This window comes from Comamonas piscis, assembly GCF_014109725.1.
Taxonomy (GTDB): domain Bacteria; phylum Pseudomonadota; class Gammaproteobacteria; order Burkholderiales; family Burkholderiaceae_C; genus Comamonas; species Comamonas piscis.
The window spans coordinates 5,013,085-5,030,670 of the sequence record NZ_CP058554.1; the positions used below are offsets into that span (position 1 = coordinate 5,013,085).

The window sequence follows — 17,586 nt, forward strand, 5'->3', positions numbered from 1 at the left end:
TCTGCCAGGCAGACGTTCTTGACGAAGGTTTTAGGCAGACAGCCGCTGCAATCGCTGGCACAGATCCGACTGCGGATCTTCCAGCCCATGCAGCACCGAGAAATGGTCACAGCCGGGCAGCGCCGCCTGCTCCGCCTCATTGCCTGCTGCCTTCCAAGCGCCGTGCATCAGCAGCGACTGGCGCTCAAACTCCGTTTGTTCGCGCGCTCCCCAGACCAGGTGCATAGGGGTGGCGCAGCGCCTGGCCGCAAACGCTGGCGAGTTGCGGGAAATCAGCCCCTCATCGAGCTGGATCATCGGCTGCAAATAGCTGTAGCGCAGCGGCGCCAGATCGTAGATTCCGCTGACCAGCAATGCGCCGCGCAGGGGATCATCGGGCAGACCATAGTCGCGGGCCCAGGGTGTTTCCAGGCACATCGCACCCAGCTGACCGCCGGCAGAATGCCCGCCCACCACCACCCGCGCCGGGTCGCCGCCGTAGGCGCCGATATGGCGCAGCACCCAAGCCAGGCTGGCACGGCACTGGCGCACGATCTCGTCGATGCTGACCTGCGGACACAGCGCATAGTTCACCACCACGGTGCAAAAGCCCAGCGCCTGCGGGCCCAGTGCCACGCAGCTGAATTCCTTGGAGGTGTTCGCCCGCCAGTAGCCGCCATGCAGAAACACAAACACTGGCGCGGGCGCAGCGCCCGCAGCAGGGAAGATATCCAAGGTCTCTGCCAAGGTCGGGCCAAACGGCACATCGAGCACGCAACGCAGCTGCGCACGTGCCTGGGCGCTGCGGTCGGCAAAATGCTGGCGGGCGGCAGCTGGGTCGGCCACCGGCCGCAAGGTGTCGTACTGCGCATCGATCTGCGCCTGCGATGCAAAATCGCGGTACAGCCTGGGTGGCGTGCTGGCAGCCATGCTTGGATCAGCCGGCATCGGGCACCACGGCGGTGACCTCGATCTCCACCTTGGCCCGGTCCTCGATCAAAGCCACCACCTGCACGGCCGTCATCGCGGCGTTGAAGCTGCCGATCAGCTCGCGGTAGGCCTTGCCGATCTCTGCCTGCTGGGCCATGTAGGCCTGCTTGTCGGTGATGTACCAGGTCATGCGCACGATGTGCTCGGGCTTGGCACCGCCTTCTGCCAGCACCTCCACAATGTTCTGCAGCGCCTGGCGCACCTGACCGGCCAGGTCATCGGTGTGGAACACCCCATGCGCATCCCAGCCGATCATGCCGGCGACAAAAATCTGCCGGCCGCTGACCATCACGCCATTGGCATAGCCCTTGGGCCGGGGCCAACCTGGGGGTAGTAGTACTTGCATCTCGCCTCCTTTAGCAAACAAATCTCAGACCGCGCCATCCGCCGCCATCCACTGCGCAATGCAGGCCTGGATGGCCGGTGGAATGCGGATGGCCTCATGGCTGTCCAGGCTGGTGAACACCAGCACCTGGTGGGCCAGCACGCGTACCGCGCCATCGTCCCCCACACAGCGCAGCGCCAGGCTCAACGAACGGCTGCCCAGCCGCTGCACAACCAGCTCCAGCTGCACCGCATCGCCCATGCGCGCAATGGCCCGGAAATCACAGGCCAGGTGCACGATGGGCAGGCCCGTGCGCTCGGGACCCAGCATCTGGGCATAGGGGTAGTGCAGCGCCTCGTTGAACCAGTCCTCCACCAGCGACTGGAACAGCACCAAATACTGCGGGTAAAAAACGATGCCGGCCGGGTCGCACTGCGCAAAGCGGATGCGGGTGGCCACGCGGAAAACGGCGCCGTTCTCGGGCCAGGTCAAGGCTGCCATGTCAGACCCCGATATAGCGCTGCCATAGCGCGGGCTGCGCTTCCAGCTGCGCCGAGCTACCCTGCCACACGACCTGGCCGCGCTCGATCAAGGTGTGCTGGTCGGCCAGTGCCATCAGCCGCTTGACGTATTTGTCGATCACCAAGATCGCCTGGCCCTGCGCGCGCAACGCTGCCAGGCACTGCCAGATCTCCTCGCGGATCAGCGGTGCCAGGCCTTCGGTGGCCTCATCCAGGATCAGCAGATGCGGGTTGGTCATCAGCGCCCGGCCAATGGCCAGCATCTGCTGCTCGCCGCCCGACAAGCGATTGCCGGGATTGCGGGAGCGCTCGGCCAGGCGCGGAAACAGCTGGTAGACGCGGTCAAGCGACCAGGGGTTCTCCGAAGCATTGCGGTTGGCGGCAAAGGCCTGCAGGTTTTCCTGCACCGTCAGGTTGGCAAAAATCTGCCGGCCCTCGGGCACCACCGCCATGCCCATGCGGGCAATGCGATCGGCGGCCAAGTGCTCGATGCGTTCGCCCCTAAACCGCACACGGCCGGCCGATGCAGGCGTCATGCCCAACAAGCTGCGCACGGTGGTGGTCTTGCCCATGCCATTGCGGCCCAGCAAGGTCGCTACCTCGCCGGCTGCCATGCGCAGATGTATGCCAAACAGCACCTGGCTGCTGCCATAGCAGGTCTCCAACCCTTCTACTTCCAACAAGATCGTCATCAGGCAGCCTCCTCGGCTTCATCACCCAGGTAGGCGCGCCGCACATCGGGGTTGCGCCGTATTTCTTCAGGCGTGCCGGTGGCAATCACCTTGCCAAACACCAGGGTCGAGATGCGGTCCGCCAGGCGGAAGACCGCATCCATGTCGTGCTCCACCAGCAGGATGGTCGTGTCGTTCCGCAGCTGCAGCAGCAGTTGCAGCATGCGCTCGGATTCATCCGGCCCCATGCCTGCCATCGGCTCATCGAGCAGCAGCATGCGTGGCCGCGTGGCCAGCGCCAGCGCTACCTCCAGCTGGCGCTGCTCGCCATGGGCCAGCAGGCCGGCGGTCTGCTGCAGCTGGGCGGCCAGGCCGACGCGCTCTGCCACCTCGGCCGCCTGCGCATAGCGTGCGCGCTCATTGCGCGCCGGCTGCCAGAAGCGCCAGCTTGATCCATCGCGCGCCTGCACGCCCAGCGCAATGTTCTCCAGCACTGTCAAACGCTTGAAGATGCTGGTGATCTGGTAGGAACGCACCAGGCCGGCCTGCACCCGCGCAGGCATGGGCTTGCGCTCCACCGCCTCGCCGGCAAACAGGATCTGGCCCGCATCGGGCACCAGCGCGCCCGACAGCTGGTGGATCAGAGTCGTCTTGCCGGCGCCGTTGGGCCCGATCAAGGCATGGATATGGCCGCTCTGCACGGCAAAGCTGGCATGGTCGGTAGCAGTCAGGCCACCAAAGCGTTTGACCAGGCTCTGCACCTGCAACAAAGGGGGTGGCATATTCGCCGTGCTCATCGCTTGCTCCACATGCCGCGCCGCAGGCTCAGCAAACCATTGGGTGCCACCAGCACCACCATCAGCAGCACGGCACCCAGGCCCAGCTGCCAGTGCACCGTGTAGGCGGCCAGCACTTCTTCCAGCAGCAAAAACACCGCCGCACCCAGCAGGCCGCCATACAGATGGCCGACACCGCCCAGGATGACCATGATCAGCAGGATGCCGGACTGCGTCCACTGCAGCATGCCCGGTCCGACAAAGCTGCCCTGGTTGGCCAACAGCGCGCCCGCCAGCCCGGCAAAGGCGCCAGCCAGGCTGAAGGCCACGAGCTTGTAGCGGTAGACCGGAAAGCCAATGGCCTGCATGCGGGTCTCGTTCTCCTTGATGGCCTGCAGCACATGGCCAAAACGGGCATTCAGCACCCGCGCCATCAGCAGCAGGCTGGTGCTGACCAGCGCCAGCACCACATAGTAGAAAGTCGCATCCTGCGCCAGATCCAGGCCCAGGCTGATGTCCGAGCGGCTGGGCAGCGACAGGCCGTCATCCCCGCCCAGTGCCTTGAACGACATGATCAGGTAGTACAGCATCTGCGCAAACGCCAAGGTGATCATGATGAAGTACACGCCCTGGGTGCGCAGACTGATGGCGCCCACCAGCAGCGAAAAAACCGCGCCCATCAGCATGGCCAGCGGCCAGGCCAGCCAGGCGGAGCTGATGCCCTGCTGCATCAGCAGGCCCACGGTGTAGGCACCCAGGCCCACAAAGGCCGCATGGCCAAAGCTCACCATGCCACCAAAACCGAGGATGAAGTTGAGGCTGGCAGCGGCAAGGCCAAACACCAGCACGCGGCTGGCCACACCGATGTAGAAGTCCTCGCCGGTTGCCTGGGCAATCAGCGGAAAGGCGATCAGCAGCGCCAACAACGGCAACATGAAGCGCGGCTGCAAGCGGTGGTCGAAGACGCTGCGCTGCATGGCTGGCGTGGCCTGGGCCGCAGCGGGCTGGGGGGCGGTGGTGTCAGTCATGGGCGGGGAACAGACCTTGGGGTTTGTAGAACAGCACGGCAGCCATCAGCACATAGATCAGGATCGAGGCCACGGCCGGGCCGGCGTTGGCCGCCACCTCGGGGCCCATGGCCTTGTCAAACAACAGGGGCACGAGGGTGCGGCCGGCGGTATCGACCAGGCCCACCAGCAAGGCGCCCAGCAGCGCGCCCCGGATCGAGCCAATGCCGCCAATCACGATCACCACAAAGGCGAGAATCAGAATGCTCTCGCCCATGCCCACCTGCACCGCCAGCAGCGGCCCCAGCATGCCGCCGGCCACGGCACACAGCGCAGCACCCAGCGCAAACACCAGGGTGAACAGGCGGCGCACATTGGCGCCCATGGCAGTCGCCATCTCGCGGTTGGCCGCGCCGGCGCGCACCTGCATGCCAAAGCGCGTGCGCGTCACCAGGAGCCACAGCAGCAAGGCCACGGCCAGGCCCACGCCAATGATCAACAGCCGGTAGGCCGGGTAGGAAAAACCATCCATCAACATCACCGGCCCGGCCAGCGCGGCGGGCGGGTTCAGCATCAGCGGCTGGGCCCCCCAGATGATGCGCACGATCTCATTGCTCATCAGCAAGATGGCAAAGGTGCCCATCACCTGCGACAGGTGGTCGCGGTGGTAGAGGCGGCGCAAGATGGTGTACTCCAGCAGCACGCCCACCAGCACAGTGGCCAGCACCCCCAGGCCCAGACCCAGCCAGAACGAGCCGCTCGCTTGGCTGAAAGTCGCCACCAGGTAGGCGCCGATCATGTAGAGCGAACCATGGGCCAGGTTGATCATGTCCATGATGCCGAACACCAAGGTCAAACCGGCGGCCAGCAGAAACAGCATCAGGCCGAACTGCAGGCCGTTGAGCGACTGCTCAAGAATCAGGATGGTGTTCATCGATCAGGAAGGCATCTTGCAGTCTTTGACGTAGGCATCCTGGTGGTTCTTGAACACCGTGCCCACCGTGCGGTTGGTCAGCTTGCCCTGCGCATCCTTGCTCACCACGCGCAGGTAGTAGTCCTGCACCGGGAAATGGTTGCTGTTGAACTTGAAGCTGCCACGCACCGATTCAAACTTGGCCGCCTCGATGGCTTTGCGCAGCGCAGCCTTGTCATCGAGCTTGCCCTTGACATCGCGCACCGCCGCATCCATCAGGCGTGCGGCGTCATAGCCCTGCGATGCATAGAGCGATGGGTTGCGACCAAACTCTTTCTGGAAGTCGGCGACGAACTTCTTGTTCGCCGCATTGTCCAGGTCATGCGCCCATTGCGAGGTGTTGAAGGTGCCCAGCATCGAATCGCCCACCGCACGGATCACGTCCTCATCTGCCGAGAAGCCCGGGGCATACAAGGTGACGTCCTTGGACAGACCGGCACCGACAAACTGCTTGATGAAGTTCACGCCCAGGCCACCGGGCAGGAAGATATAGACGCCATCGACCTGGGCCGCGCGCATCTTGGAGATCTCCGCGCCATAGTCCAGCTGGCTCAGCGAGGTATAGGTCTCCATGCCGACCTCGCCCTTGTAGAAGCGCTTGAAGCCGGCGATCGAATCCTTGCCTGCGGGGTAGTTGGGCGCAATCAGCGCCACGCGCTTGAAGCCCTTATCCTGCATGGTCTGGCCCGCTGCCTCATGCAACGCATCGTTTTGCTGCGAGACATTGAAGAAATACGGGTTGCACTGGGCGCCTGCGTACTGCGAGGGGCCGGCATTGGGGCTGATGAAGAAGGTCTTGTTCTGGAACGCCGCCGGGCCCACGGCCAGCATCACGTTGGAGAACACGGTGCCGGTCATGAAATCCACCTTGTCGCGCTTGAGCAGGCGCTCCGCCGTCTGCTTGGCCACCTCGGGGTTTTGCTGGTCATCGACCACCACCACCTCGGCAGGCAGGTTGCCGATCTTGCCGTTCATGTGCTTGACGGCCAGCTGGAAGCCGTCGCGGATATCGGTGCCCAGGCCCGCGCCGGGGCCGGACAAGGTGCTGAGCAGCCCCACCTTGACCTGGTCGGCCGCACTGGCACTGCTGGCGCAGAGCAGCGCAATGGACAGACTGACGAGACTGCGGTGCAAAAGATGACGCTTCATGCTGGTTCCCTGATTGGTATGCCGAAAAATTTCAACGAGCCGCTACTATGCCGGGCTGTGCAGCCGAAACCGTTGTAGTTTTCCCGTAGCTGTGCGCGGCAGTTGCCCGACAAAATCCACGGCCCGTGGGTATTTGTAGGGCGCCACCGTACTTTTGACGAAATCCTGCAAGGTCTTGACCATGTCCGCATCCGCCGCAAAGCCCGGGCGCAGCACCACAAAGGCCTTGACGATCTGGCCGCGCTCGCTGTCGGGCAGGCCGATCACCGCGCATTCGGCCACCGCCGCATGCGCCAGCAAGGCGTCCTCGACCTCGGGCGCGGCGATGTTGTAGCCCGAGGAGATGATCATGTCATCGGTGCGTGCCTGGTAGATGAAATAGCCATCCGCATCCATCACATAGGCGTCACCGGTCAGGTTCCAGCCCGCATGCACATACTGGGTCTGGCGGCTGTCGTTCAAATAACGGCAGCCGGTGGGGCCCTGCACCGCCAGCTTGCCCACCGTGCCGGCCGGCACTTCCTGGCCCTGCGCATCAACCACCTTGGCGCGGTAGCCGGGCACGGCGCGGCCGGTGGCGCCAGGCCGTGCCTCGTCCTCGCGGTGCGAGATAAAGATATGCAGCATCTCGGTCGAGCCAATGCCGTCAATGATCTCGATGCCGGTGGCGTCTTTCCACAGCGCGCGGGTCGATGCATTCAAGGCCTCGCCGGCCGATACGCATTTGCGCAGCCGCGTCTGGCGCAGCCGCTCACCTTGCTGGGCCATCACGCGGTACGAGGTGGGCGCGGTGAACACCACGGTGGCGCCAAACTGCTCGATGCCATCGACCAGTTGCACCGGTCCCGCCTTCTCCAGCAGCGCCATCGAGGCACCAATTGCCATCGGGAACAGCACCTGCCCACCCAGGCCAAAGGTAAAGGCCAGCGGCGGGCTGCCGATAAAGACATCATCGGGCTCGGCCCGCAGCACATGGCGGGGCCAGCAGGCGCAGACCGCCATGACATCGCGGTGAAAGTGCATCGTGGCCTTGGGCACGCCCGTGGTGCCCGAGGTAAAGCCCAGCAGGCAGGTGTCGGTCGCGGCGGTCTGCACCGTGTCGAAATGCGGCGATGCCTGGGCCATCAGCGGCTCCAGCGCCTGCTCTGCCGGCAGGCCGCTGCCATTGAAGTAGCGCACCGCCTGCAAGCGCGGGTTCGCCGCCTGCGCTGCCTGCACCTCCGCCAGCAAGGCTGCATCGCAGAGCGCATGGCTAACCTGTGCGATCTCGATGATGGTGCCCAGCTCCTTGGCGCGCAGCAGCGGCATGGCAGCGACCGCAATGCCGCCGGCCTTGACGACGGCAAACCAGCTCGCCACCATCATCGGGTTGTTGGGGGCGCAGAGCAGCACGCGGTTGCCGGGCACCAGGCCCATCTGCGTGGTCAAGACGTTGGCAATGCGGTTGGCCTGGGCCTGCAGCTCGGCATAGGTCCAGCGCACTCCCTGCGCCTGCAGGCAGAGGCGCTCGCCCCGGCCTTTGGCCACATGGCGGTCCAGCAGCTCGGCGGCGCAGTTGAGGCGCTCGGGGAACTGCAACTCGGGCAGGTCAAAGTGGTACTCCGGCTGCAGCTCGGGCGGCGGCAGATGCGTGGCGGCAAAGCGGTCGATATGCGCGGTATAGGGCGTGGCAGACATCTCGCAAACTCCAGGCTGAAGGCGGAAACCGGGATCGGCGTCCAGGTACTCGGCAGTGGTCAAGGCGCGGTGGGCGCCACTTGTTTGAGCAGCTCGCGGGCGATGATGAGTTGCTGCACTTCGGTGGCCCCTTCGTAGATGCGCAGCGCGCGGATCTCGCGGTACAGACGCTCCACCGGCTGATCGCTGACAACACCCAGACCGCCCCACATCTGCAGCGCCGCATCAATCACCTGCTGCGCGTTCTCGGTCGCAGTCATCTTGGCCATCGCCGCTTCGCTGGTCACGCTCTGGCCCTGGTCGCGCTGCCAGGCGGCGCGGTAGGTCAGCAGCGCGGCGCTGTCGATCTGTGTGGCCATCTGGGCCAGCTTGGCCTGGGTGAGCTGAAAATCAGCCAGCACGCCCTGGAACATGCGGCGGCTGGTGGCACGCTGCAAGGCCTCGTCCAGCGCGCGGCGGGCAAAGCCCAGCGCAGCGGCCGCCACCGAGGTGCGGAAAACATCCAAGGTGCGCATCGCCAGCTTGAAGCCCTCCGCCGCCGCGCCAATGCGCTGGCTGACCGGCACGCGGCAGCCGCTAAAGCGCAGCCGCGCCAGCGGGTGCGGCGCAATCACATCGATGCGCTCGGCAATCTCCAGGCCGGGCGTGTCGGCATCGACGATCAGCGCCGAAATACCGCGCGCGCCCGGCGCCTCGCCGGTACGCACAAACACCACATAGAAGTCGGCAATGCCGCCGTTGGAGATCCAGGTTTTTTCGCCGTCGATGACATAGTGGTCGCCCTCCAAGCGGGCTGCGCAGGCCATGGCGGCCACGTCCGATCCGGCATCGGGCTCGGACAGCGCAAAGGCCGCAATGGCCTCACCCCGCGCGACCCTGCCCAGGTAGCGCGCCTTCTGCGCCTCCGTACCCGCCAGGCTGATCGCCCCCGAGCCCAGACCTTGCATCGCAAACGCAAAGTCGGCCAGGCCGTTGTGGCGTGCCAAGGTCTCGCGGATCAGGCAGATGGCACGGGTGTCGATCTGCGCAGCCGCGCCGCCATGCGCCTCGCCCGCCACTGCATGGCGCAGCCAACCGCTCTGGCCCAGCGCCTGCACCAAGGCGCGGCAATCGGCATCGGTGTCGCCGCTGTGTACATGGGCCACATGCTGGGCAGCCCAGGCATCCAAGGTCTGCGCCAGTTCGGCATGCTGCGGCTCAAAAAACGGCCACTGCAGATAACGGGTATCGGCCATGTCAGTTCCCCTGGAATTGCGGCTTTTGCTTGGCCACAAAGGCCTCGTAGGCGCGCTTGAAGTCTTCGGTCAGCATGCAGATGGCCTGCGCCTGCGCCTCGGCCTCGATGGCCTGGTCAATGGTCATCGCCCATTCCTGGTGCAGCATGGTCTTGGTGATGCCATTGGCAAAACTGGGGCCGGCAGCCAGGTCGGCGGCCATCTTCTGCGCCTGCTCCAGCAGCGCTTCGGGCTCGGCCAGGCGGTTGAAAAAGCCCCAGCGCTCGCCCTCTTCGCCGCCCAGGCTGCGGCCGGTGTAGAGCAGCTCGCTGGCGCGGCCCTGGCCAATGATGCGCGGCAAAAAGGCGCAGGCGCCCATGTCGCAGCCAGCCAGGCCCACGCGGTTGAACAGAAACGCCGTCTTGCTGCGGGCGGTGCCCAGGCGCATGTCCGAGGCCATCGCCATGATGGCGCCCGCACCGGCACAGATGCCATCGACTGCCGCAATGATGGGCTGCGGACAGGCGCGCATGGCCTTGATCAGTTCGCCGGTCATGCGGGTGAACATCAGCAGCTCAGGCGCCTTCAAAGCCACCAGTGGGCCGATGATTTCATGCACATCGCCGCCCGAGCAGAAGTTGCCGCCGGCGCCCACCAACACCACGGCCTTCACATCCTGCGCCCATTTCAGGCGGTGGAACAGGTCGCGCAGCTCGGCATAGGATTCAAAGGTCAGCGGGTTCTTGCGCTCGGGGCGGTTCAAGGTAATCGTCGCCACCCCGGCGCTGACCTGCCACAGAAAATGCTGGGCCTGGTAGCCGGCCAGTTGCTGGTGGTTGCCCGCCACCAGGGCGGGGTCGATTCGGTATTCGCTCATGCCTGTCTCCAGAGATTCGGGGTTCACATCACTTCGCCGCCAGCCACCGCAATGGACTGGCCGGTCATCGCGCCAGCGCCCTTGCCGCAGAGCCAGACGACGGCATCGGCCACCTCTTGGGGCTGCACCAGACGGCCCTGGGGGTTGTCGCGCACAAATTCGGCCATGGCCTGCTCGGGGCTGCGGCCGGTCTTGGCCACCACCCGGTCGATGCTGGTCTTGACCAGGTCGGTTTCGGTATAGCCCGGGCAGACGGCGTTGACCGTGATGCCCCGGCTCGCCACCTCCAGCGCCAGCGCCCGGGTCAAGCCCACCACGCCATGCTTGGCCGCCACATAGGCCGACACATAGGCGTAGCCAACCAGGCCTGCAGTGCTGGCCACGTTGACGATGCGGCCATAGCCCGCCGCCTGCATCGCCGGCAGCACCTGCTGCATGCACAGCATCGTGCCGGTCAGGTTCACCGCCAGCATTTGCGACCAGAGCTGGACATCGGTCTTCATAAAGGGTGCGCTCTGCGCCTGGCCGGCGTTGTTTACCAGGATCTGGATATCGCCAAAGGCGGCCACGGCCTGCGCAAATGCAGCCGCCACCTCGGCCTCCTGCGCCACATCGGCAAGCACCTGCTGGCATTGGCCGGGGTAGGCATCCACCAGTTTTTGCAGTGGCTCGGGCCGGCGGCCCAGCACCGTTACCCGCGCGCCCTGCGCCAGCAGTTGGCGGGCTATCGCCTCGCCAATGCCCTGGCCGGCGCCGGTTACCAGCGCATGCTGGCCTTCAAAGGGTTGGCTTGGCATCTGTAGCGCTCCTCAATGGCCAGCGGCCGCTTGCTGAGCCTTTTCGCGCTCGAACAGGCTCTCCATCTGGCGCTTGCCGGCAAAGTAGGGTTGGGGCCAGGCGATGGCGGTGTAGCCAATCTTGGCCGCCTCGGTCAAGGTCCAGGCCGGGTTGGCCAGGTGCGGGCGGGCGACCGCGCACAAGTCGGCACGGCCCGCGGCAATGATGGAGTTGGCATGGTCGGCCTCGCTGATCGCACCAACAGCCATCGTTGCAATGCCGGCCTCCTGGCGGATGCGGTCGGCAAAGGGGGTCTGGAACATGCGGCCGTAGACCGGCTTTTCCTGCTTGCTGACCTGGCCGGACGAGCAGTCGATCAGGTCCGCGCCAGCAGCCTTGAATGCCTTGGCAATCTCCACCGCGTCATCGGGCGTGATGCCGCCGGGTACCCAGTCATGGGCGGAGATGCGCACCGACATCGGCCGGTCTTGCGGCCAGACGGCGCGCACGGCCCGGAACACTTCCAGCGGGTAGCGCAGGCGGTTCTCTAGGCTGCCGCCATAGGCGTCGTCGCGCTGGTTGGTCAAGGGCGAGATAAAGCTGGACAGCAGATAGCCATGGGCGCAGTGCAGCTCCAGCCAGTCGGCGCCCACGTCGGCGGCCATCTCGGCAGCGTGTACAAACTGCTGCTTGACCTCGTCCATCTGGGCCAGGCTCATCGCCTGCGAGATCTGGCTCACGCCCGCCAGGTACTGCTGGGGCGAGGCCGACATGATCGGCCAGTTTCCCTCGGTCAGCGGCAGGTCCGTGCCCTCCCAGGCTAGGCGGGTGGATGCCTTGGCGCCGGCATGGCCGATCTGCATCGCAAATTTGGCATCGGTGTTGGTGTGGATCCAGTCGCTGATGCGCTGCCAGGCCTGCTTTTGCGCCTCGGTGTATGTGCCCGGGCAACCGGGCGTGATGCGGCCTTCGGGGCTGACGCAGGCCATCTCGGCGAACACCAGACCGGCACCGCCCATCGCCCGCGCACCCAGGTGCACCAGGTGGTAGTCGCCCGGCACGCCATCAACGGCCGAGTACTGCGCCATCGGCGAGACGACGATGCGGTTTTTCAAAGTGAGGCCGCGCAGGGTATAGGGTAGGAACATTGGCGGCGGCGCCTTGGCCTCTACCTGCACGCCGTTTTGCGCGGCCAGCCAGGCCTCATAACCACCCAGCCAGGCGGCATCGCGCAGGCGCAGGTTCTCGTGGCTGATGCGCTGGCTGCGCGTCAGCATCGAGTACATGAACTGCTCGGGCTCCAGCTGGTCGCAGTAACGCTTGCCGCAGACCTCGAACCACTCCATCGCATTCCAGGCGGCGTTCTGGATGCGCAAGGTCTCCACCCGGCGCAGCGCCTGGTAGGCCTCCAGCACGGCAGGGATCTGCGCCTGGCCATCGCCCAGCTGCTGGAACTGCCGCGCCAGCTCGATCGCATCTTCGATGGCCAGCTTGGTGCCCGAGCCAATCGCAAAATGTGCTGTGTGTACCGCGTCGCCCATCAGCACCACATGGCTGCCCTTGGCGTTCTGCAGCCACCACTGGTCGCAGACCACGCGCTGAAAATTGATCCAGGCGGAGCCGCGCAGATGGCGGGCATTGGTCATCAGCCGCGCGCCTTGCAGGTTGTCGGCAAACAGCTGCTCGCAGAAGGCAATTGATTGCTCCTGGTCAGCGGTATCGAGCCCGCAGGCCTTCCAGGTCTCCTCGGTGGTCTCGACGATGAAGGTCGAGGTCTTGTCGTCAAACTGGTAGATATGGGCCTGGAACCAGCCGTGCTCGCTGCGCACAAAGTCAAAGGTAAAGGCCTCGTAGACCTTGTTGGCGCCCAGCCAGATAAAGCGGTTGGGGCGGGTGACGATATCGGGCTTGAACACCTCGGCGTATTTGCTGCGGATACGCGAGTTCACGCCATCGCAGGCAATGACCAAGTCGGCATCGGCATAGTCCTCGTCGGACTGCACATCGGTCTCAAACACGAGCTTGACGCCGAGCTGCTCGCAGCGCGCCTGCAGGATGTTGAGCAGATGCTTGCGGCCAATGCCGACAAAGCCATGGCCGCCCGAGCGGATCTTGCGGCCTTTGAACAGCAGCTCGATATCGTCCCAGTGGTTGAAAGCCTCTTCGATCTGCGCGGCCGTCGCCGGGTCCCAGTCGCGCATGTTGTCCATCGTCGCATCGGAGAACACCACGCCCCAGCCAAAGGTGTCATAGGGCTTGTTGCGTTCCACCACGGTCACGTCATGCGCAGGGTCCATCTGCTTCATCAGCAGCGCGAAATACAAGCCGGCGGGGCCGCCGCCGATGCAGACAATTTTCATGGCCAGGGTCGTCCTGAAAAATACTTTATAACTAAATTATTGATGCATAAATAATTCACTAAAATACGCACATACCCTATCACCGGAGCCTGCCGTGCTGCTGCACCATGGCCCCCATGGCTGACATGCAAAACCTCTGCAACCCCCTCCCTGATACCGGTGCCGGCATCGCTGGCCGCGAGGCTGGTCTGGCGCATGACGAGCACCAAGCCGTGCGCCTGTGGCTGCGGCTGATGACCTGCAGCACCCAGATTGAGCAGGTGATTCGCAGCAAGCTGCGCACCCAGTTCGCCACCACCTTGCCGCGCTTTGACTACCTGGCCCAGCTCAGCCGCTTTCCCAAAGGCCTGCGCATGAAGACGCTCTCCGAGTACCTGATGGTCACCAGCGGCAATATCACCGGGCTGACGGACCAGCTGGTGGCAGAAGGTTGGGTGGAGCGGGTGGCCGATGACGAGGACCGCCGATCGATGACGGTGCGCCTGACGCGCAGCGGGAAAAAGCAGTTCAGCGCCATGGCCAAGGCGCATGAGCAATGGCTGGAACAACTGCTGGCGCCCCTGGGCGCGGATGCCGCGCGTGAGCTGTATGAGCAGCTGGGCGTGCTGCGGCAGATTGTGGGCCAGCGGGTGGAGCCGGCTGCGGGCTGAGCTTCACTGGGCAACAAAAAAGAGCCTGCCGACCGCGTTGGTCCAACAGGCTCTTAGGCCATCAGGCCATCAGGCGATTGGCGAGCCTTACATCGTGGTATCGGCCTGGCTGAGGTCGCCATCGACCTCATCGACGTCCAGCACCTCGGGCATCTTGACGATGGTGGTCGGCACCTTGCTGTGGCGAGCCACCTCGCGCGAAACCGAGCCAATCAAGATGCTGCCCAGCATGCTCTCGCCGGTGGCGCCCAGAACAATCAGGCCGCAAGCCTTCTCGTCGGCGATATCCAGCAAAGTCGCGTAGATATCGCCCAGGCGGATCTCCACCTCATGCGAGATCCCAGCCGCTTGCAGCAATGACAGCGCCGGAGCCACTAGGTCCATGCCCGCCTCGACGCTGGCATTGGCAATCAGCTCCGAATCCTGCGTGGCCAGCTCCAGAAAGCTGGCCTCCTTTTGCACATGGGCCACCACCACATGGGCGCGCAAGCCCTGCTGCACCAGTTGCACGACATGCTGCACGGCTTGCAGCGAATTGGGCGAACCGTCAACGGCAATCATGATGTTGAACATGGGCTTCTCCTTGGCAATGAACGATCAGCCCAGTGTAGCGATCTGCCAGCGCCCCCTGTGTCAGAGACGAGCCTGCGAAACCCGCCGCGCCGTCAACTACCGCACATCTGCGAAAATGCCCGGTTATGCTGCAGTTCGACCTTCTCAAAACCGACCCATCCAGCCACGCACGCCGTGGCACGCTCACGCTCAACCATGGCGTGGTGCAGACCCCCATCTTCATGCCGGTGGGCACCTATGGCACTGTCAAGGGCGTAATGCCCCGCAGCCTGGAAGAAATGGGCGCCCAGATCATTCTGGGCAACACCTTCCACCTGTGGATGCGCCCAGGGCAGGAGGTGATGAAGAGCTTTGGCGGCCTGCATGGTTTCGAGAAATGGGACAAGCCCATCCTGACCGACTCGGGCGGCTTCCAGGTCTGGTCGCTGGGCGCCATGCGCAAGATCACCGAAGAAGGTGTGCATTTCCAAAGCCCGGTCAATGGCGACAAGCTGTTCATGTCGCCCGAGGTCAGCATGCAGATCCAGACGGTGCTGAACTCGGACATCGTCATGCAGCTCGACGAGTGCACGCCGTACGAGACCAACGGCAAGAAGACCACCGAAGCCGAAGCGCGCAAGTCGATGGAGATGAGCCGCCGCTGGGCCAAGCGCTCCCAGGAAGAGTTTGCGCGCCTGGAGAACCCCAATGCCTTGTTCGGCATTGTGCAGGGCGGCATGTTCAAGCACCTGCGCGAGGAATCGCTGCAGGGCCTGCTGGAGCTGGATTTCCCCGGCTACGCGGTGGGCGGCGTCTCGGTTGGTGAGCCCAAGGACGAGATGCTGGACATCATGCAGCACACGCCCCACCTGCTGCCAGCGAACAAGCCACGCTACCTGATGGGCGTGGGCACGCCAGAGGACCTGGTGCAAGGCGTGGCCGATGGCGTGGACATGTTCGACTGCGTGATGCCTACGCGCAATGCGCGCAACGGCACGATCTTTACTCGCTATGGTGATCTGAAGATCCGCAACGCCCGCCACAAGACCGACCACCAACCCTTCGACACCACCTGCACCTGCCATGCCTGCGCCGGCAAGAGCGGCGTGAGCTGGGACGACGGCGGCCGCGACGGCTTCAGCCGCGCCTACCAGCACCACCTGGACCGCTGCGGTGAGATGCTCGGCCCGATGCTGACCACCATCCACAACCTGCACTACTACCTGAACCTGATGCAGGAAGTGCGCCAGTCGCTGGAAGCCGGCACTTTCAGCCAGTTCCGGGCACAGTTCAAATCGGACCGGGCTCGAGGGGTCTAAGCGCCGCAAAGCGTGGGGGCCAAGAGACAGCGCAGCGCAGCGCTTGACAGCGCTGGCCTAAAGTACGAGACAGCGTCCTCTTGGGCGCTGCGCCCATCCCCATCGCGCCGCCCGCGCTAGCCATGGCGCTGGTGGTTGACTGTGCTTCATAGATGCATACTCCGTCTGGCCTAGCTTTTTTGCTCCTAATTTAGAAGCAAAAGCCACTGACTGAGTTTATTGATTCCGCAAACATGCAACCGGTGCCGCGGTGCTGGCGGCGGTCCGCCCAGCCGCCAATGTGTGACTGCGCCATAAGGTCGGGCCCGCCCTCGCGCAGGTGAGCGGGTATATTTCGCCCATCCTCTCTCATTCCCATGCAGACCGCGTCGCCCTTCCACCCCTTGGAGCAGCCCCATAGCGGTCGCTTGCTGCTCTGCGCCAGTTTGGCGGTGTTTGCGGCAGCGATGGTGGGCATCTTGCTGCGCCCGCTGGGCTACCTTTCGGTGTTCTGGCCCGCCAACCAGATCGTGCTGGTGCTGCTGCTGCGCTACCCCCGCCTGATGCGGCCGCTGGGCTTGGCAGCACTCTTCGCCAGCTTTGTGCTGGCCGACCTGATCACCGGCACCTCCTTGTGGCTGTCCCTGGGCTTTACCACCGCCAACCTCTGCGGCGCAGCCTGCGGATGGCTGTTTCTGCGCAAGCAATCGCAGCGCGATCTGCAGATGGAAGGCCAGTACTCGGCGTTGCTGGTGTTCTTTGCCAGCGGCATGGCATCGCTGGCATCGGCTGCCATTGGCGGGCCGGTCAGCGTCTGGGCCTTTGGGCTGTCACTGACCCAGGGGCTGTTGATGTGGTGGACCGGCGAATGGATGAACGCCATGATGCTGCTGCCATTTTTGCTGGCCCTGCCTTCGGCGCGCACCGCCGTGACCGCGAAAGAGCGCCGCTCCTGGGCCTTGAAGTTTCTGCCTGCACTGGCGGTGGTGGGCCTGGAGATCACCAGCTACATGGTGGGCAACAAGGTCGGCTCGCTGGTGTTCTCGCTGCCTGCGCTGCTGTGGTGCGCACTGTCCTACCGCATTCTGACCACCGCCATCATCACCATGGTTGTGTTTGTGACCAAGGTGATTGTGGTCTCCAACATCGTGGGCTTTATCCCGGCGAATGTGCTGGATGTGGCGAGTCTGCGCCTGGGCATCACGATGCTGCTTTTGGGCCCCTTGTCCGTGGCGGGCGCCCATGCCGCGCGCACCGAACTCTTGCACCGCATGCGCTACCAGGCCCACCACGACAGCCTGACCGATGTGCTGAGCCGCAATGGCTTTGTGCAGGCCAGCCACACCCTGCTCAAGCGCCTGACGCATGAAGGCAACTCGGCGGCGGTGCTGATGCTGGATCTGGACCATTTCAAGCGCGTCAACGACAACCATGGCCATGCCAGCGGCGACCGCCTGCTGCGCGATGTCAGCCAGTTGCTGACCGCCTCGCTGCGGCCCCAGGATGTGTTGGGCCGCATCGGCGGCGAAGAGTTTGCCGTGGTGCTGCCCACCATCAGCTTTGAGGACGCCACCGCGATTGCCGAGCGCCTGTGCCAGACGGTACGCAGCGGCCAGTTCCAGACAGCGCAGGATGCGCCGTTGCAGGCCACGCTCAGCATCGGCCTGGCGTACCGCCAGGCGCTGCGACCCGGCGACAGCCTGGAGGCCCTGCTGCGCGAAGCGGACCTGGCCCTGTACCAGGCCAAGGCCCAGGGCCGCGACTGCGCGGTTTGGACCGTCCCCAGCTAA

Annotated in this window: 17 protein-coding genes; 3 read left to right on the forward strand and 14 right to left on the reverse strand. The window is 64.6% G+C overall.

Features of this window, described 5'->3' with window-relative positions; all coding sequences use genetic code 11:
• Nucleotides 1–30: 30 nt before the first annotated feature.
• Genes HS961_RS22625 through HS961_RS22685 form a run of 13 tightly spaced genes read right to left on the reverse strand, consistent with a single transcriptional unit; the run spans nt 31 to nt 13,296 of the window.
• Nucleotides 31–927: an alpha/beta hydrolase gene (locus tag HS961_RS22625; protein ID WP_238347712.1), complete on the reverse strand. Its 897-nt coding sequence runs from the start codon at nt 925–927 to the stop codon at nt 31–33.
• Entirely contained in the window at nt 917–1,315 is a 399-nt protein-coding gene (locus HS961_RS22630) for a RidA family protein (protein WP_182325656.1), read from the reverse strand. The genes HS961_RS22625 and HS961_RS22630 overlap by 11 nt, the downstream gene beginning before the upstream one ends.
• 24 nt (nt 1,316–1,339) lie before the next feature.
• Entirely contained in the window at nt 1,340–1,795 is a 456-nt protein-coding gene (locus HS961_RS22635; RefSeq protein ID WP_182325657.1) for an acyl-CoA thioesterase, read from the reverse strand.
• Nucleotide 1,796: 1 nt separating this feature from the next.
• Nucleotides 1,797–2,507 carry an ABC transporter ATP-binding protein gene (locus tag HS961_RS22640; protein WP_182325658.1) on the reverse strand — a complete coding sequence of 237 codons (711 nt, stop codon included), beginning with the start codon at nt 2,505–2,507 and terminating at the stop codon, nt 1,797–1,799.
• A complete protein-coding gene (locus tag HS961_RS22645) occupies nt 2,507–3,283 on the reverse strand; it encodes an ABC transporter ATP-binding protein (RefSeq protein ID WP_238347713.1) in 777 nt (258 codons plus the stop codon). The genes HS961_RS22640 and HS961_RS22645 overlap by 1 nt, the downstream gene beginning before the upstream one ends.
• A complete protein-coding gene (locus tag HS961_RS22650; protein ID WP_202883132.1) occupies nt 3,280–4,290 on the reverse strand; it encodes a branched-chain amino acid ABC transporter permease in 1,011 nt (336 codons plus the stop codon). The genes HS961_RS22645 and HS961_RS22650 overlap by 4 nt, the downstream gene beginning before the upstream one ends.
• On the reverse strand, nt 4,283–5,203 hold the full coding sequence (locus HS961_RS22655) for a branched-chain amino acid ABC transporter permease (RefSeq protein ID WP_182325659.1): 921 nt from the start codon (nt 5,201–5,203) through the stop codon (nt 4,283–4,285). The genes HS961_RS22650 and HS961_RS22655 overlap by 8 nt, the downstream gene beginning before the upstream one ends.
• Nucleotides 5,204–5,206: 3 nt before the next feature.
• Nucleotides 5,207–6,391, reverse strand: a complete 1,185-nt coding sequence (locus HS961_RS22660) for an ABC transporter substrate-binding protein (RefSeq protein ID WP_182325660.1) — start codon at nt 6,389–6,391, stop codon at nt 5,207–5,209.
• 45 nt (nt 6,392–6,436) lie between these two features.
• Nucleotides 6,437–8,068, reverse strand: a complete 1,632-nt coding sequence (locus HS961_RS22665; RefSeq protein ID WP_182325661.1) for a benzoate-CoA ligase family protein — start codon at nt 8,066–8,068, stop codon at nt 6,437–6,439.
• A gap of 59 nt (nt 8,069–8,127) precedes the next feature.
• A complete protein-coding gene (locus tag HS961_RS22670; RefSeq protein WP_182325662.1) occupies nt 8,128–9,303 on the reverse strand; it encodes an acyl-CoA dehydrogenase family protein in 1,176 nt (391 codons plus the stop codon).
• 1 nt (nt 9,304) lies between these two features.
• A complete protein-coding gene (locus HS961_RS22675) occupies nt 9,305–10,159 on the reverse strand; it encodes an enoyl-CoA hydratase family protein (protein WP_182325663.1) in 855 nt (284 codons plus the stop codon).
• Between the two features lie 23 nt (nt 10,160–10,182).
• Entirely contained in the window at nt 10,183–10,956 is a 774-nt protein-coding gene (locus HS961_RS22680) for an SDR family NAD(P)-dependent oxidoreductase (RefSeq protein WP_182325664.1), read from the reverse strand.
• 12 nt (nt 10,957–10,968) lie between these two features.
• Nucleotides 10,969–13,296 (reverse strand): bifunctional salicylyl-CoA 5-hydroxylase/oxidoreductase, encoded by a 2,328-nt coding sequence (locus HS961_RS22685; protein ID WP_182325665.1) that lies wholly within the window; start codon nt 13,294–13,296, stop codon nt 10,969–10,971.
• A 116-nt stretch (nt 13,297–13,412) separates the two neighbouring features.
• On the opposite strand from HS961_RS22685, the gene HS961_RS22690 reads away from it, so the two are divergent.
• Complete coding sequence (locus HS961_RS22690) at nt 13,413–13,946, forward strand: MarR family winged helix-turn-helix transcriptional regulator (RefSeq protein ID WP_238347714.1); 534 nt, start codon at nt 13,413–13,415, stop codon at nt 13,944–13,946.
• Nucleotides 13,947–14,033: 87 nt separating this feature from the next.
• Here HS961_RS22690 and HS961_RS22695 read toward each other — a convergent pair whose 3' ends face one another.
• Complete coding sequence (locus tag HS961_RS22695) at nt 14,034–14,519, reverse strand: universal stress protein (RefSeq protein ID WP_182325666.1); 486 nt, start codon at nt 14,517–14,519, stop codon at nt 14,034–14,036.
• A gap of 125 nt (nt 14,520–14,644) precedes the next feature.
• Between HS961_RS22695 and tgt the strand changes: the two genes are divergently transcribed.
• The gene (gene tgt / locus HS961_RS22700; RefSeq protein WP_182325667.1) at nt 14,645–15,817 is read left to right on the forward strand and encodes a tRNA guanosine(34) transglycosylase Tgt; all 1,173 of its coding nucleotides are present in this window, start codon (nt 14,645–14,647) and stop codon (nt 15,815–15,817) included.
• 356 nt (nt 15,818–16,173) lie between these two features.
• Nucleotides 16,174–17,586: a GGDEF domain-containing protein gene (locus tag HS961_RS22705; RefSeq protein WP_182325668.1), complete on the forward strand. Its 1,413-nt coding sequence runs from the start codon at nt 16,174–16,176 to the stop codon at nt 17,584–17,586.

Coding starts and splice junctions, on each gene's coding strand:
- HS961_RS22625 (WP_238347712.1), bottom strand. CDS start 927: ATGCCGGCTGATCCAAGCATGGCTGCCAGCACGCCACCCAGGCTGTAC.
- HS961_RS22630 (WP_182325656.1), bottom strand. CDS start 1,315: ATGCAAGTACTACTACCCCCAGGTTGGCCCCGGCCCAAGGGCTATGCC.
- HS961_RS22635 (WP_182325657.1), bottom strand. CDS start 1,795: ATGGCAGCCTTGACCTGGCCCGAGAACGGCGCCGTTTTCCGCGTGGCC.
- HS961_RS22640 (WP_182325658.1), bottom strand. CDS start 2,507: ATGACGATCTTGTTGGAAGTAGAAGGGTTGGAGACCTGCTATGGCAGC.
- HS961_RS22645 (WP_238347713.1), bottom strand. CDS start 3,283: ATGAGCACGGCGAATATGCCACCCCCTTTGTTGCAGGTGCAGAGCCTG.
- HS961_RS22650 (WP_202883132.1), bottom strand. CDS start 4,290: ATGACTGACACCACCGCCCCCCAGCCCGCTGCGGCCCAGGCCACGCCA.
- HS961_RS22655 (WP_182325659.1), bottom strand. CDS start 5,203: ATGAACACCATCCTGATTCTTGAGCAGTCGCTCAACGGCCTGCAGTTC.
- HS961_RS22660 (WP_182325660.1), bottom strand. CDS start 6,391: ATGAAGCGTCATCTTTTGCACCGCAGTCTCGTCAGTCTGTCCATTGCG.
- HS961_RS22665 (WP_182325661.1), bottom strand. CDS start 8,068: ATGTCTGCCACGCCCTATACCGCGCATATCGACCGCTTTGCCGCCACG.
- HS961_RS22670 (WP_182325662.1), bottom strand. CDS start 9,303: ATGGCCGATACCCGTTATCTGCAGTGGCCGTTTTTTGAGCCGCAGCAT.
- HS961_RS22675 (WP_182325663.1), bottom strand. CDS start 10,159: ATGAGCGAATACCGAATCGACCCCGCCCTGGTGGCGGGCAACCACCAG.
- HS961_RS22680 (WP_182325664.1), bottom strand. CDS start 10,956: ATGCCAAGCCAACCCTTTGAAGGCCAGCATGCGCTGGTAACCGGCGCC.
- HS961_RS22685 (WP_182325665.1), bottom strand. CDS start 13,296: ATGAAAATTGTCTGCATCGGCGGCGGCCCCGCCGGCTTGTATTTCGCG.
- HS961_RS22690 (WP_238347714.1), top strand. CDS start 13,413: ATGGCTGACATGCAAAACCTCTGCAACCCCCTCCCTGATACCGGTGCC.
- HS961_RS22695 (WP_182325666.1), bottom strand. CDS start 14,519: ATGTTCAACATCATGATTGCCGTTGACGGTTCGCCCAATTCGCTGCAA.
- tgt (WP_182325667.1), top strand. CDS start 14,645: ATGCTGCAGTTCGACCTTCTCAAAACCGACCCATCCAGCCACGCACGC.
- HS961_RS22705 (WP_182325668.1), top strand. CDS start 16,174: ATGCAGACCGCGTCGCCCTTCCACCCCTTGGAGCAGCCCCATAGCGGT.